This window comes from Devosia sp., from assembly GCF_036676215.1.
GTDB lineage: Bacteria > Pseudomonadota > Alphaproteobacteria > Rhizobiales > Devosiaceae > Devosia.
Map to the genome: position 1 here is coordinate 1 of NZ_JAKFDJ010000018.1, position 14,310 is coordinate 14,310.

Here is a 14,310-nt window from a genome sequence, read left to right on the forward strand (position 1 = left end):
GCTCGACGAACCAACAGCGGGCGTCGACCCCAAGGCGCGGCGGGATTTCTGGGATGAGATCAGGCGGCTGAGCAAGGCCGGCGTCACGGTGCTGGTTTCGACCCACTATATGGACGAGGCGGTACAGTGCGATTTCATCACCTACATCGCCTATGGCAAGAAGCTGATCGACGGGCCGTCGGCCGACATTCCAAGGATGGTCGGGCTGACCACGTGGCGAGCCGAAGGGCCAGAGCTGGCGGCACTGGAGGCCGCGCTTGTGGGCCAGCCGGGGGTGGTCCAGATCGCGCGGTTCGGCTCGACCCTGCATGTGTCGGGGGTGGATGCGGCGGCGCTGGAGACGACGGTGCGGGCGTTCGAGGCGCGGGGCCGGCAGCGCTGGAGCCTCATGCCGGCGGGGCTGGAGGAGGCGTTCATTTACCTGATGACGGGGGCGCGCGACAATTTCTCGCGTGATGCGGCATGAGCCTTTTCTCGTTCTCCCGCTTCCTGGCCGTGCTGATGAAGGAATTCATTCAGATGCGGCGCGACCGCGTCACTTTCGCCATGATGATCGGCCTGCCCATCGTGCAGCTCATGCTGTTCGGCTTTGCCATCAATGCCGATCCGCGCAACCTGCCGACGCTGGTCGAACTCAATGACGATGGCCCTCTGGTGCGCTCGGTGCTGGCCGGGATGGAGACCTCTGGCTATTTCGATTTTCGCGGCGTGGTCTATGGGCCGGACGAGGGCGAGGATGCGCTGCGGCGTGGCACCGCCAATTTCGTCGTGGTCATCCCTGCCGACTTCGAACGCGATGTGGTGCGAGGGCTGCGGCCGGATATTCTGGTGGCAGCAGATGCGGCGGATCCGTCGGCGGTCGGCGGTGCCGCGGCGGCCTTGAGCGGGATCGTCAATGGGGCAATGGCGCAGACGCTGACCGGGCCGCTGGCTTCGATAGCCGGTCCCCCTGCCCCGTTCGGCGTTATCGTGCACCGGGCATACAATCCCGAGGGCAAGACCTCGACCAATATCGTGCCGGGGCTGCTGGCCATCATCCTCAGCATGACCATGGTGATGATCACCGCCGTGGCCATCGTCAAGGAACGCGAGCGCGGCACGATGGAGATGCTGATCGCGACCCCGGTGCGACCGTTCGAGGTGATGCTGGGCAAGATCCTGCCCTATGTGCTGGTCGGCTATGTGCAGACGGCTGTGTTTCTGGTCGCTGCCTTCGCCGTGTTCGGCGTGCCGTTCGAGGGCACGTTCACGGCCTTTTTTATCGGCTTCAACCTGTTCATCCTGGGCAATCTGGCGCTGGGCTTTCTGATCTCTACGGCGGCGCGCAACCAGATGCAGGCGATGCAGCTGAGCTTTTTCACTATCCTGCCGTCGATCCTGCTCTCGGGCTTCATGTTCCCCTTCGCGGGCATGCCGGGCTGGGCGCAGGGCCTGGGCACGGCGGTGCCGGCGACGCATTTCATCCGGCTGGTGCGCATGGTGATGCTGAAGGGGGCCGACAGCAGCGATCTCACGGGCGAATTCACAGCGCTGGCTGTGATCGTCTGCGTGATCTCGGTGCTGGCGATGCTGCGCTACCGGCAGACGCTGGATTAGGCGGATTGCATGCGCTGCCAACGACAGTGCCGCCCTCGGGCTCGACCCCAGGGCCATCCACCGCTCGTGCCGGTTGGGAGTGGCCCTCGGATCAAGTCCGAGGGCGGTCCTGCGGTTGGGAGGCACCTGCCCCGCCATTCGACCATAGGTCTCATGGCCTAGCGCGCTAAAACCGCTCCACCGGAGCGATTTTGCCTGCGGCCGCGTGCTAGCCCGCAACCCGTTCGATCTGGGCGCCGCAGCGGCTGAGTTTGTCCTCCAGCCGCTCGAAGCCACGATCGAGGTGATAGATGCGGTTGACGATGGTCTCGCCCCTGGCGGCCAGGCCGGCAATGACCAGCGATACCGAGGCGCGCAGATCGGTGGCCATCACCTGGGCACCCTTGAGCTGGGACTTGCCATGCACGGTGGCCATCTGGCCATCAACCGTTATGTCGGCGCCGAAGCGGACCAGTTCGGCCACATGCATGTAGCGGTTCTCGAAAATAGTCTCGCGAATCTGGCTGGTGCCGGAGCTCATGGTCATCAGCGCCATGAACTGGGCCTGCAGATCGGTCGGGAAACCGGGGAACGGATCGGTCTCGACGTCGACGGGCTGCAGGCCGTTGCCATTGCGATGGACGCGCAGGCCGCCGGGCTCCACGGTGAGCTCGACCCCGGTCATGGCCAGGATATCGAGGGCGGACTGGAGATGCTCGGGTCGCGCGCCCTTGAGCAGCACATTGCCCCCAGTCATGGCGGCGGCCATGGCGAAGGTGCCGGTTTCGATGCGGTCGGGGATCACATCAATGGTGGCGCCATGCAGGCGCTCCACACCCTCGATGGTGAGGGTGCGCGTGCCGATGCCGGAAATCCTGGCGCCCATGGCCACGAGGCATTCGGCGACATTGGTGATCTCGGGTTCCTGGGCGGCGTTTTCGAGCACGGTGGTGCCACGGGCCAGGCTTGCCGCCATCAGCAGCGTGTGGGTCGCGCCCACCGAAACCTTGGGAAACTTTATATGTGCGCCGATCAGGCCGCCCTTGGGGGCCTTGGCGACGACATAGCCGTCATCGATATCGATCTCGGCGCCCAGTTCCTTGAGACCATAGAGGAAGAGATCGACCGGGCGGGTGCCGATGGCGCAGCCGCCGGGCAGCGAGACGCGGGCCTCGTGGCAGCGCGCCAGCAGCGGCCCGATGACCCAGAAGCTGGCGCGCATCTTGGAGACGAGCTCATAGGGGGCGGTGGTGTCGACGATGTCGGCAGCAAGGAAGGTCATGCGCTGGCCCACACCCTCCTCCTCGCCGCGGCGGCGGCCATGCACGGCGATGTCGACGCCATGATTTTCCAGGATGCGTTCGAGCTGCTTGACGTCGGCGAGGCGCGGCACGTTCTGCAGCACCAGTGGTTCGTCGGTGAGCAGCGAGGCGATCATGAGTGGGAGAGCGGCATTCTTGGCGCCCGAAATCGGGATTTCGCCGTTGAGTTCATTGCCACCGATCAAACGAATACGGTCCATCAGTCTTGTCCTATATGGCGGGCGTAAAAGCCCTTGCTACCTGGGATGGAGGTAGGCCAAGTCCTAGTTGCCACGTAAGCCAGACTCGCCGTTCTCAAAAATATGCCGGAGACGTCAGGGAAGCCGCCAGCAGTCGGTTATCATCGCCTGAAACTGGTTTACGGTTTATTGACCGTATCGGTTTCCGGGGCCGGTTGGGGATCGGGAGCCTGACGCTCCGAATCGGCGCGTGCCTTGGCCTGTCCCTTCCGGCGCTTGAGGTTCTCGCGGAGCTTTGCGGCCAATCTTTGCTCACGCTGGGTGGCTTGTTCGGTTTTGCTCATTGTTGCCACAGGGGAATCGTGTTGGCCCTGGGCGGTTGATAGGCGCTTTTTGGCCTTGCGTCGAGATTGGGGCTATGGCAGTAGAGCCCCGTCGCGCCGGGCAGCTTTGCCGCGCGCCGGATGCTGCCGTAGCTCAGTGGTAGAGCACCCCCTTGGTAAGGGGGAGGCCGACAGTTCAATCCTGTCCGGCAGCACCAGTTTTCCCAACACATTCAATAGCATACGAATGCGCGGCACCACTCGTACAGCTCACATTGGCTCAGCACCAATCGGATCGCAGGGTGAGGATAACCAACGAGGGGCTGTTTGGCACCGGCTCGCTCGGGCAAGCGCTACTCGAGCGGTCCCCGCTTGGCGCCGAAGGCCGGTGGCGGACCAACCGAGGCGCGCTCGACCAACGGACATTCGAGCTTGGTGATGGGGTAGCGCCTGGATTCGCTGGCATGGGCGGCGAGCTGCTCCACTGCCCACATGCCCATGGCCCGGTGGGGCAGGATGGAGGTGGTCAGGGGCGGATGCATGTGGCGGGCGATTTCCTCATCGTCATAGCCGACCACGGACATATCCTCGGGAATGGAGAGGCCGGCTTCCTTGAGCGCCTCGTAGCAGCCGATGGCAGTGCGGTCGTTCTGGCAGAAGATGGCGGTAGGCCGATCCGGCAGGGCCAGCAGCTGCACCGTCGCCCGATAGCCGGCGCCGGCCGACCAGTCGCCCTCCACCACCAGATCGGGATCGAATGGAATATCGGCCGTCGCCAGGGCGCGGCGATAGCCTTTGAGTCGATGCTCGGCCGCCTCCATCCACGGCTCGCCGGTGATGGTGGCGATGCGCCGGTGCCCCTGTTCGATGAGATGGCGGGTCGACATCTGCCCACCCGCAATCTCGCTCGGCACCACGGCCGGGAAGGCGTGATCGGCAGTATAGCAGTTGAGCAGCACAACCGGGATTTCCAGCTCCGACAGATAGGCCGGGGCAACGATCTCGCGCGTGAAGATGGCCATGTAGATCAAGGCGGAGACCCCCGGACCGGTCAACGCCCGGAGCGTCCTCGGCTCCATTTCAGCGTCGCACAGGGTCTGCGCCACAAGGACAATATTGCCGGCATTCCAGGAGGCCTGGCGCACGCCCTCGATCGCCACCACCGCTTCGGGGCTGGTGGCCAGTTGATCGACGGCAAAGCCGATGATTCCATCTATTGGCTGAACTCTGGCCGCCGGACCAATCGCCCGAACCGGAAACGTGGGCGAAACGTAGCCCAGGGTTCGGGCGGCCTCGATAACGCGGTCCCGAGTCTGCTGCGACAGCTTCATGCCGGCGGTACGATTGAGGACGAAGGACACGGTGGCCTGCGAGCAGCCGGCCGCCTTGGCGACATCGGTCATCGTAACGCGCCGCTCCTTGGCCCCATTGCGGGTCCTGTTCGCCGATGCCCTGTCAGTCATGTTTTGCGAATCTTTCAATCAAGTCATCTTTGCCGCGCACCAATTGCTGCGGGCCACCAGCAGATTCGCGCCAAGAACAGCATGTGGGCGCAATGACTTGCACGCAAGAGGTGAGGTGGTGGACGCATCGAAACGCGTCCACCAGTCGCGGGAGGTCGACTATGGTACGCAGATGCCCGGATCTTCCAGGGTGCACAGGTCAAGACCGGTGAACTTGGGATCTTCGACCGTGCCGCCCTCAATGAGCGTGATCAGGATATCGGGCGCTTCATTGCCCATCTGGTAGGGGCGCTGGCCGATCTGGAAGTGGCTGCGGCCCTCGCTGAAGGCCTGGATCTGCGGCGGCAGTGTGTCGCCGGCAATGATGATCAGTTCCTTGCTCTGGAGGCGATCCATGACCTGATCGGTGTTCTGCGCATAGGCCTGCGGGCCGAACTGCGCCCAGCCACCCACCAGGATGAAGGCCGTCAGATCCGGATTGGCAGTGAACACGTCGGCCATCTGCTGGTTGGCCGTCGGGATATCGTCATTGGTGAAAACCGGGCAGCCGTCGATTTCCGTCCAGCCATTGGTATCGGCCAGGCGCTCGATGCCCATAGTGCCGGCAATGGTATCGCGGAAGCCGGCGGCACGTTCGTTGATATTGGCGGCCGCCACATTGCCGAGCTGCAGGCACACCGTGCCGCCTTCCGGCTTGAGCTTCATCAGCTCATTGGCCATGCCGACACCCATGTCGTAATTGTTGGTCCCGAAATAGGTCTTGCGCAGGCCAGCATCGGCCGGCAGCAGGTCAGCGTCCACGGTGATGATCGGCATGGTGGGCGCGGCGGCCTTCAGCATATTGGCCATGGCTGGGGCGTTTGAGGGCGAGATAGCGATGCCGGCTACGCCGCGGCTGATGAGATCCTGCACGATCTGGACTTCACCAGATTCGTCCGAACTCAAGGCCGGGCCGGTATAGAGGCATTCATATTCGCTATCGGCATGAGCCGTGTTCCAGTCGGCACAGCCCTGTCCCATGACCGTGAAGAACGGGTTGTCCAACCCCTTCACCACGACCGCCAGGATCTTCTTGTCCTGGGCATAAGCGCTGCCGGAGAGCGCTCCAATGATGGCAAGTCCGGCCAAGGCAAGCATAGTCTTCTTCATAGTGTCCTCCCTAGTGACTTTGTCCGTTATCGGACCCTGGTTGGTTCAGCCGACGTACCAGACCTTTCGCGGATCATCCGCGGCCCTTTGGTAGGCGAAGGCTGCATCAACAAGACCTATGGCGTCGTGGTTCGGCTCCCAGTTCAGCGCTTGCCGCGCCTTGCTGTTGTCGAGCCAGTTGGAATGGAACGGCGTCTCGATGCGGACGCTCCCGAGGCCGCGCGTACGCGCCAGGTGGGCGGCGACAGTGCCGTAATCGAGCGGCCGGTTCATCGCGATGTTGAACAATTGCTGGTGCGCGGCCGGATTGCCCAGCGCTGCCAGCATGGCTTCCACCAGGTCAGTAACGTGCACGAAGCTGCGCTTGAGCGGTTGGCCCGCGGCATCGATCAGCAGCGGAATTTTGGATTCCCCCGCATAGCGGGCCTGCTCTTCGGCAGATATCACACTGCTCCATGCCGGCCCGCCGAACTGGTCCTCCCCGAAGCTCAGTACATGGCGGAAGTCGTCCTTCTCCATGATCCAGGGCGCGCGCAGGCAACAGCCATTGATGCCGTACTGGATGTAGTATTGCTCGAGCATCACCTCCTCGAGCACCTTGGACAGGGCATAGACGCCCGGATAGGGCCGCCGCGGCGATGCTTCGGTGATCGGGGCATCATAGGCGACCGAGATGTGGCCAACCGTGCAGTCGCCGCCGATCAGCATGAACTGCTCGGCCGTCGGGCTGGCCCGAAAGGCCTCCAGCAGCCAGAACATGCCCTTGACCGACACGTCCATCGCCTGCTGCGGGTCTTCCTTGACCGTGGCCATGTGGATCACGTGAGTGACCCCGGCCATGGCGGCATCGACCGTGGTGCGGTCGGCGATCGACCCCCTGACGCTCTCGACCCGCGCATGCGGCGGCAGCGAGCGGTTGTGACAGAGGGCACGAATGCGCGCCGCCGCCCAGCGCGGGTCCGCCAGAATGCGTCCTAGCAGAACCTGGCCGACCTTCCCGGTTGCCCCGGTAACAAGCACAAGCATCTGGCCCCTCCCATGACTAATACTAATTAGCTGCCTTGCGCGCAGTCAATGCGGAAAGCAGATAGGCCCCGGACTGAGGAGCGACAGCAGTGCTGACCAAATCCCCGGATTGCTGGAGTTGTGTTGCCGCGCTCGGCGCGTCCTCGATTGACGACCACGAGTCTGGCTGCCTATATGATGATTACTAATAGAACGCGGGAGCAACCCGCACATTGGTGGAGGGGCGCCGCCATGGCGGTTCTGGAGCTCGAAGGTATTTCCAAGCATTACGGGGCCATAACGGCGCTGACGGACATCTCGCTAACCCTGCAGGCCGGCGAAGTCGTTGGGCTGGTGGGCGACAACGGCGCGGGCAAGACCACGTTGGTCAAGATCATCGCCGGCAACTTCCATCCCAGCGAAGGCCAGATCCGACTCAACGGGCAGGTGGTCGAGTTGCACGGCCCCAAGGATGCACGCTCCAAGGGCATCGAGATCGTCTATCAGGACCTGGCACTGGCCGACAATCTGACGGCGGCAGCCAATATCTTTCTCGGCCGCGAACTGACCTCGGTTGCCAAGACGCCCGCCCATGCGGAACTCCCCTGGTACAAGCGGCGCAAGTGGTGGCAATTCCTCATTCCCGAAATCCTGGACTACCAGGCGATGTATCGGCGTTCGGCCGAACTGTTTGCCGAGCTGAAATCGGAGACCCGCCCGCGCGACCTGGTGCGACGCATGTCCGGCGGCCAGCGCCAGGCCGTCGCCATCGCCCGCACGCGGCTGTCCAATCCGCGTATCGTGCTGATGGATGAGCCCACCGCGGCCATTAGCGTGCGGCAGGTGGCCGAAGTGCTGAACCTGATCCGGCGTCTGCGCGAGCAGGGCATGGCGGTCATCCTCATCAGCCACCGCATCCCCGACATCTTCGCCGTATGCGATCGCCTCCTGGTGTTGCGGCGCGGCCAGATGGTGGCCGACAAGCTCGTGGCCAACAGCTCACCCCAAGAGGTGACGGGCCTGATCACCGGCGCCATCGAGCGCGCATAGAAGGACCCGCCATGAGCGCCGATACGTCCCTGCAAAAAGCCATCGACCAGCAGACCCACACCACCTTCCTATCCTGGCTGGTCAGCCGCCAGATCTTCTGGGTCCTGCTCGCCGCGGTACTGGCCGTCATCGCCATGTCCCTGATGACCCGAACCTTTGCCACACCCAACAACCTCTTCAACGTCACCCGGAACTTCGCCTTTGTCGCCATTGTCGCCATCGGCATGACGGCGGTGATCATCACCGGCGGGATCGATCTGTCGGTGGGGTCCACCGTGCTGATTTCGGCGATGGTGACCACCGTCATCATGCATGCGGGTCTCCCCATAACGCTGGCTTTTCCGGCCGCCATGGGCGCATCGCTGCTGGTCGGCGCCATCAACGGCACGCTGATCGCCATAGCGGGCATGCCGCCCTTTGTGGTGACGCTGGGCATGATGTCGATTGCGCGCAGCATCGGCATGGTGATGTCCAACAATGCACTGATCTACGAATTCGGCCCGGATCAGGCGATCCTATTCGCCATTGGCGGCGGCTCAGTGAGCCTGTTCGGACTGCCCATTCCCAATCCGGTCCTGGTGATGGTCGCGCTATGCATGGTGACGGCCTTCATGCTGCGCTGGACGCGTTGGGGACGCTATCTCTACGCCATCGGCGGCAATGAGCGCGCAGCAATCCTGACGGGTGTACCCGTCAGGGCCGTCAAAGTCTCGGTCTATATGTTCGCCTCGTTCTGCGCCGGCATTACCGGCTTTCTCGAAGCGGGTTGGCTGGGATCGGTCACTACGGGCCTCGGCACCGGCATGGAGTTGACCGTGATCGCGGCCACGGTGATCGGCGGCGCCAACCTGGCCGGCGGCAGCGGCACGGCGCTCGGCGCGATCGTGGGCGCCGCGCTCATAGAAATCATCCGGAACAGCCTCACCCTCCTGGGCATCAGCACGTTCTGGCAGGGCACTTTTGTCGGCGGGTTTATTGTTCTGGCGGTCGCCTTCGATCGGCTACGCAACAAGGACATCGGGGAGTAGTAGCGACCCGAGACGTTGCGACGCATATTTACTAATATTCATAATCTGCATACCATCGATTATAACCAAGGTCGCAGTCACCAGGAGGACGTGAGTGCAAAAAGGCCGGGTTGGATATCGCTGATCGTGAGCAATGGCTGTGCATACCGCACGGCAAGGGAGGACGAACTATGAAGCATGCAACGACTTTTGCTGCCGTTTTGGCAGCTAGCCTGACACTGGGCGTTTCTGTGCAAGCCCAGGACAAGCAGCAGCTCGCCTTTGTGGTGAATGCCGCATCCGATTTCTGGAAGCTGGCCGAGGCCGGGGTCAACAAGGCCCAGGAAGAGCTACCCAATTACGAGGTGCAATTCCGCTATCCGGCCCAGGGCACGGCCGCGCTGCAGAATGCGCTGATGGATGACCTGGTTGCCGGCGGCACCGATGCCATCATGATCTCTTCGGCCGACCCGGCCAATTCGATCGACGCCTTCAATCGCATTGCCGCACAGGTGCCGCTGTTCACCACCGATAGCGACGCCCCGCAGAGCGATCGGATCGCCTATCTCGGATCGTCCAATACCCTGGCCGGCGTGCAGGCGGGCGAAGAAATGGTCAAGGCGCTGCCCGATGGCGGCAAGTGCATGGGCTTTGTCGGGTTCCTGGGCGCCGATAACGCCAAGGAGCGCATTGCCGGCTTCAAGCAGGCCATCGAGGGCCACAATATCGAGCTGGTCGATGTGCGCGGCGATGACGTGGACTTTGCGCGTGCCCGCACCAATGTCGACGACGTGCTCGTGGCCAATCCGGACATCACCTGCATGGTCGGGTTCTATTCCTACAACCCACCCAAGATTTACGAAGCCCTGCAGGCGGCCGGCAAGCTCGGGCAGATCACCGTTGTCGCCTTTGACGAGGACCCGGTGACCCTTGGTGCGGTGCGTGAAGGCAACTTTGCCTCCACCGTGGTGCAGCAGCCCTATGAATGGGGCTACCAGGGCATGAAGCTGATGGCGGCTTATCTGGAAGGCGACAAATCCGGCGTGCCGGAAGACGGCATCATCATCGTGCCGACCAAGGTGGTGAATGCAGAGAACGTCGATGCGTTCGAAGCAGACCTGAAAGCCAAGATCGGCGGCTAATCCCTTGCACCGATCGTCCGGCGGCGTGGCTTGTTGCCACGCCGCCGGTTTCTTGTAGTCTCGGACCTGCCATGACCTTGAGCCAATCTGCCACTGGCGCCCCTGCCCCGGCTGTATCTGCAGCGGCGGAGCCGTTCCTTCGGCTCACCGGAGTGCGCAAATCCTATCCCGGCGTCCTCGCCCTCGACGGTCTCGATCTCGAGGTTCGGCCCGGCGAAGTTATCGGCCTCGTCGGGGAAAACGGCGCCGGCAAGTCCACACTGATGAAAATCCTGGGCGGCGTCACCATGCCCGACAGCGGCAGCATCGAGGTGGATGGCACGCCCTATGCCGCGCTAACCGTGGGCGGCTCGCTGCGCGCCGGCATCGCCTTCGTGCATCAAGAACTCAATCTGTTCGACAATCTGGACGTGGCCGCCAATGTGTTCATTGGCCGCGAGCCGCGCCGCTTCGGCGTGCTCAATCTGGTCGATACGGCGCGGCAGCGTGCGGCGGTGCTGCCACTGCTGGCTCAGCTTGGCGCCAATTTCTCGCCGGACACGCCGGTATCAAAGCTGTCGCTGGCTCAGCAACAACTGGTCGAGATCGCCAAGGCGCTGTCGCAGGATGCGCGGCTGGTGATCCTCGACGAGCCAACATCGAGCCTCCCCATCGCCGAGACGGAAAAGCTGCTGGCCGTCATCGACCGGCTGCGGGCCCACGGCATCGCGGTGATCTTCGTGTCGCACCGGCTCGGCGAGATCGAGCGCGCCTGCGATCGCGTCGTGGTGCTGCGCGACGGGCGGCTGGTCGGCAAGCTGGCCAAGGACGAGATCAACCATGATCGCCTGGTCAAGCTGATGATCGGCCGCGAGCTCAAGGTCATCTATGCCCCGCCCAAGATCGAGCGCGGTGCCATTGCCCTGGCGGCGCGGGACGTCCGCACCGCAGCCTATCCGCGGCGCGCGGTCAATCTCGATCTGCATGGCGGTGAGATCCTGGGGCTGGCCGGTCTGGTGGGCTCAGGCCGCACGGAGCTGGCCCGTGCCTTTTTCGGCATTGACCCCATCTATGGCGGCACGCTGGTTCGCGATGGCGGACCCATCCGTCTGGCCGGCGCCAGCGACGCCGTCAAACACGGCATCTTCCTCGTGCCGGAGGATCGCAAGGGCACCGGCATCCTGCTCGACCTCTCGGTGGCCGAGAACATCACCCTGCCCAACCTGGGCGCCTATGCGGTCGCCACGCTGGTGTCGGTGGAGCGCGAACGCAGCCAGGCCGAGCAAAGTCGCACGCAACTGGCGATCAAGGTACCGACGGTCGCCACCCGCACCGGATCGCTGTCGGGCGGCAACCAGCAGAAGGTCGTCCTCGCCAAGTGGCTGGCCATGGCACCGCGCGTCATCATCTTCGACGAACCGACGCGCGGCATCGATATCGGTGCCAAGTCCGAGATTTACCGGCTGATGCGCGCTCTGGCGGATTCCGGCGTCGCCGTGCTGATGATCTCGAGCGATATGGAAGAGGTGATCGGCGTCTCCGACCGGATCGCCGTGATGCATGAAGGCGGCATTTCCGGCATGCTGGGGCGCGATCAATTCAGTGAAGAAAATGTCCTGTTGCTCGCGGTGGGCAAGCCAATCAACGCCCGGAGGCGCCTGCAATGAGCAAGAAAGACCTTGGCCTGCTGGTGCTGATCCTGGTGGTTGCTGCGGGGGTCTACCTGCGCAATCCGCTGTTCCTGTCGCCCAACAATATCTCCAACACGGCCAATCTGATTGGTCTGTTCGGCCTATTCTCCATCGCCCAGGGCTTTGTCATCATCACCGGCGGCATCGATCTGTCCTCCGGCTCGATGATCGCTTTGCTTGGCGTGCTGTTTGTCGATCTCGTCGGCAACAAGGGCGTGCCCTGGCCGATTGCGCTGGTGATCGTGCTCATTTTGGGCATCCTGCTGGGACTGGCGCATGCACTGCTGATCACAAGGCTCAAGATGCCGCCCTTCGTGGTGACGCTGTGTGGCCTCTTGATCTATCGCGGCGTGGCGCGCGGCTATACCGGCGACGCCACCGCCGGATTTCCATTCGGCAGCACCTATCCAGGCCTCGACTTCTTCACGGCCCGCATCTACGGCGTGCCCACCTCCATACTGTTGCTAGTCGTGGTCGCCGTCATCGCCTGGGTGGTGCTGCACCGCTCGGTGTTCGGCCGCTATCTGTTCGCCGTGGGCAAGAACGAAGAGGCGGCGCGGTTCTCGGGCATTCGCACCAATCTGGTGATCGGCGCAGCCTATGTGATCTGCGCGGCGCTGACCGCGCTCTCGGCGGTGTTCTTCGCCATGTACACGCGGTCGGTATCGCCATCCTCGCAGGCCAATTTCTACGAGCTCTACGCCATCGCCGCGGCGGTGCTGGGGGGCTTTTCGCTGCGCGGCGGCGAGGGGTCGATCATCGGCGTGGTGCTCGGCGCTATCTTGCTGCAAATCCTGCAGAACCTGGTCAATCTGCTCGGCATCCCTTCCTCGCTCAATTTCGCGGTGATGGGCACGGTCATTCTGATCGGCGTGCTGGTCGACCAGCAATTGGGCGTTTACCGGGCGCATCGCCGGCTGGTGGAATCGGCGCGCGAGACCGCGGACTAGGGTCCGGCCCGAGCCACTACCGGCAAACATCCACGCAATCTTTTGGGCGTCCGGCGCGGGCCGTGCATGACGGCCGCACGGGCGTCCAACCGCCCTAGCGGGCCGCTTGCTGGCGGTTTTTCGCTGCCTCGATCAACCCACGCACCTGCTTGGACAGTTGCGGGCCGGTGAGCTGATCGACCGCATAGCCCTCGCTACGAACGGCCTTCTTGATCTCGCCAAAGCTGGAGAACCGGCCCGACTGGGCCAGTTCGAATGTCCGTTCGAGGGCGGTCTTGTTCTGATCCATCTGGCTTCCAGTACTCAGGCAGTGCTTTGCCGAGGACCGACTAGGCGCGGGCTTTCGGCTTCCTGATTGACTTGGCAGATACGTCCGGCTTGCGGCCCAACCCATTGGACTTGGCAAGCGCCGACCGGGTCGCGGCGTAGTTCGGCGCCACCATCGGATAGTCCTTTGGCAGGCCCCATTTCGCACGGTACTCATCGGGTGTCATGCCCAGGACGCTTAAATGCCGCTTCAGCGATTTGAATTTTTTGCCGTCGTCCAGGCAGACAATGTAGTCAGGCGTCACCGACTTCCTGATGGACACGGCGGGCGTCAGTTCCTCGACAACGGCAGCCACCTCATTTGAGGACAGGGACCGCAGCGCCCGATGGGTGTCCGCGATCAGAGCTGGCAGGTCGGCGGCCGCGATTGCATTGCTGGAGACATAGGCAGAGACAATTTCCGTAACCTGCTCCATCAGGTCAGCATCCATCGCGTCGCGTTCAGCAGGGCTGGTCATTGGTAGGTCTTCCTCTCAGAACTCTTGCCGGTTCTGCGCCAAAGGTCGGGATATCTACTGAATAGCTTGGTGCGGATCAGTTAGCTAGGGCCTCGCGAGGCCGGGAACGGAAATACCGGCGTCCCCGAGGGGGCGCCGGTCGGCAGTATCACTTGGTCATGAAATGCCTTGGACGGGACTAGATCCAATAGGGGGCCACACCGTAATGGTCGTAGACGCGACGGCCGTTTTCGGCGGTCCAATAGTCCTCGTCGTTTTCGTAGTCGTATTTCGGGGCGCCCTCGAGCTGCTCCTTGGTCACATCGACGCGGTAGCCGCTGAGGCTCTCGTCGTAATTCAGCTTGGACCAGGGCAGCGGATAATGGTCGTGGCCGATGCCGAGGAAGCCGCCGAAGCTCAGAACGGCATAAGATACCTTGCCGCTGCGCTTTTCGACCAGAATGCGTTCGATCGAACCAATATGCTTGCCGCTCGGGTCATAGACCTTGGTGCCCTCGACCTTATCAGAGGCAATGAGGTCGTGGGTCTCCTTGACGCCGGCATCGCGATTGCGAATGTCATCGTAAGCCATTTCGAGCTCCTCTTGGTTGGGTGTGACAGGTCAACGTGTCCACCGCGCGACCGGTTCCGGCGGAAAAAAATGTGATCGGGAAGGCGCGTGAGCAGCAGGAACGGAACCCTCCGGCTTGG

The 14,310-nt window shown here is 63.0% G+C and carries 14 protein-coding genes, 1 tRNA gene and 1 pseudogene; 8 read left to right on the forward strand and 8 right to left on the reverse strand.

Annotation, left to right across the window (positions count from 1 at the left end; translation table 11 throughout):
• Nucleotides 1-466: pseudogene (locus V6M52_RS01250) on the forward strand (ABC transporter ATP-binding protein); the annotation flags it as partial.
• Nucleotides 463-1,596 (forward strand): ABC transporter permease, encoded by a 1,134-nt coding sequence (locus V6M52_RS01255; protein ID WP_332686650.1) that lies wholly within the window; start codon nucleotides 463-465, stop codon nucleotides 1,594-1,596. The pseudogene V6M52_RS01250 and the gene V6M52_RS01255, both read left to right, overlap by 4 nt.
• 208 nt (nucleotides 1,597-1,804) lie before the next feature.
• Here the strand turns inward: V6M52_RS01255 and murA are convergent, their stop codons facing one another.
• Entirely contained in the window at nucleotides 1,805-3,097 is a 1,293-nt protein-coding gene (murA, locus tag V6M52_RS01260; RefSeq protein WP_332698588.1) for a UDP-N-acetylglucosamine 1-carboxyvinyltransferase, read from the reverse strand.
• Between the two features lie 158 nt (nucleotides 3,098-3,255).
• On the reverse strand, nucleotides 3,256-3,420 hold the full coding sequence (locus tag V6M52_RS01265) for a hypothetical protein (RefSeq protein WP_332686654.1): 165 nt from the start codon (nucleotides 3,418-3,420) through the stop codon (nucleotides 3,256-3,258).
• Between the two features lie 122 nt (nucleotides 3,421-3,542).
• On the opposite strand from V6M52_RS01265, the gene V6M52_RS01270 reads away from it, so the two are divergent.
• Nucleotides 3,543-3,617, forward strand: a tRNA-Thr gene (locus V6M52_RS01270).
• 135 nt (nucleotides 3,618-3,752) lie between these two features.
• Here the strand turns inward: V6M52_RS01270 and V6M52_RS01275 are convergent.
• The 3 genes from V6M52_RS01275 to V6M52_RS01285 form a co-directional block, all read right to left on the reverse strand.
• Complete coding sequence (locus V6M52_RS01275) at nucleotides 3,753-4,862, reverse strand: LacI family DNA-binding transcriptional regulator (RefSeq protein WP_332686656.1); 1,110 nt, start codon at nucleotides 4,860-4,862, stop codon at nucleotides 3,753-3,755.
• 159 nt (nucleotides 4,863-5,021) lie between these two features.
• Nucleotides 5,022-6,011 (reverse strand): substrate-binding domain-containing protein, encoded by a 990-nt coding sequence (locus V6M52_RS01280; RefSeq protein ID WP_332698591.1) that lies wholly within the window; start codon nucleotides 6,009-6,011, stop codon nucleotides 5,022-5,024.
• Between the two features lie 45 nt (nucleotides 6,012-6,056).
• Nucleotides 6,057-7,037: an NAD-dependent epimerase/dehydratase family protein gene (locus tag V6M52_RS01285; protein WP_332698594.1), complete on the reverse strand. Its 981-nt coding sequence runs from the start codon at nucleotides 7,035-7,037 to the stop codon at nucleotides 6,057-6,059.
• A 231-nt stretch (nucleotides 7,038-7,268) separates the two neighbouring features.
• On the opposite strand from V6M52_RS01285, the gene V6M52_RS01290 reads away from it, so the two are divergent.
• The 5 genes from V6M52_RS01290 to V6M52_RS01310 all read left to right on the forward strand — a co-directional run bounded on the left by V6M52_RS01290 (nucleotide 7,269) and on the right by V6M52_RS01310 (nucleotide 12,835).
• Nucleotides 7,269-8,066, forward strand: coding sequence for an ATP-binding cassette domain-containing protein (locus V6M52_RS01290; protein ID WP_442881797.1), 798 nt, complete (start codon nucleotides 7,269-7,271; stop codon nucleotides 8,064-8,066).
• A gap of 11 nt (nucleotides 8,067-8,077) precedes the next feature.
• Nucleotides 8,078-9,094: an ABC transporter permease gene (locus V6M52_RS01295; RefSeq protein WP_332686664.1), complete on the forward strand. Its 1,017-nt coding sequence runs from the start codon at nucleotides 8,078-8,080 to the stop codon at nucleotides 9,092-9,094.
• Between the two features lie 170 nt (nucleotides 9,095-9,264).
• The gene (locus tag V6M52_RS01300) at nucleotides 9,265-10,215 is read left to right on the forward strand and encodes a sugar-binding protein (RefSeq protein ID WP_332686666.1); all 951 of its coding nucleotides are present in this window, start codon (nucleotides 9,265-9,267) and stop codon (nucleotides 10,213-10,215) included.
• A gap of 71 nt (nucleotides 10,216-10,286) precedes the next feature.
• Entirely contained in the window at nucleotides 10,287-11,861 is a 1,575-nt protein-coding gene (locus V6M52_RS01305; RefSeq protein WP_332698597.1) for a sugar ABC transporter ATP-binding protein, read from the forward strand.
• Nucleotides 11,858-12,835, forward strand: a complete 978-nt coding sequence (locus V6M52_RS01310; protein ID WP_332698606.1) for an ABC transporter permease — start codon at nucleotides 11,858-11,860, stop codon at nucleotides 12,833-12,835. The genes V6M52_RS01305 and V6M52_RS01310 overlap by 4 nt, the downstream gene beginning before the upstream one ends.
• Nucleotides 12,836-12,929: 94 nt before the next feature.
• On the opposite strand, the gene V6M52_RS01315 is transcribed toward V6M52_RS01310, so the two are convergent.
• The 3 genes from V6M52_RS01315 to V6M52_RS01325 all read right to left on the reverse strand — a co-directional run bounded on the left by V6M52_RS01315 (nucleotide 12,930) and on the right by V6M52_RS01325 (nucleotide 14,191).
• Entirely contained in the window at nucleotides 12,930-13,124 is a 195-nt protein-coding gene (locus V6M52_RS01315) for a hypothetical protein (RefSeq protein WP_332698608.1), read from the reverse strand.
• 40 nt (nucleotides 13,125-13,164) lie between these two features.
• Entirely contained in the window at nucleotides 13,165-13,620 is a 456-nt protein-coding gene (locus V6M52_RS01320) for a MucR family transcriptional regulator (protein ID WP_332698611.1), read from the reverse strand.
• A 178-nt stretch (nucleotides 13,621-13,798) separates the two neighbouring features.
• Nucleotides 13,799-14,191, reverse strand: coding sequence for a PRC-barrel domain-containing protein (locus tag V6M52_RS01325; RefSeq protein WP_332690602.1), 393 nt, complete (start codon nucleotides 14,189-14,191; stop codon nucleotides 13,799-13,801).
• Nucleotides 14,192-14,310 lie beyond the last annotated feature (119 nt).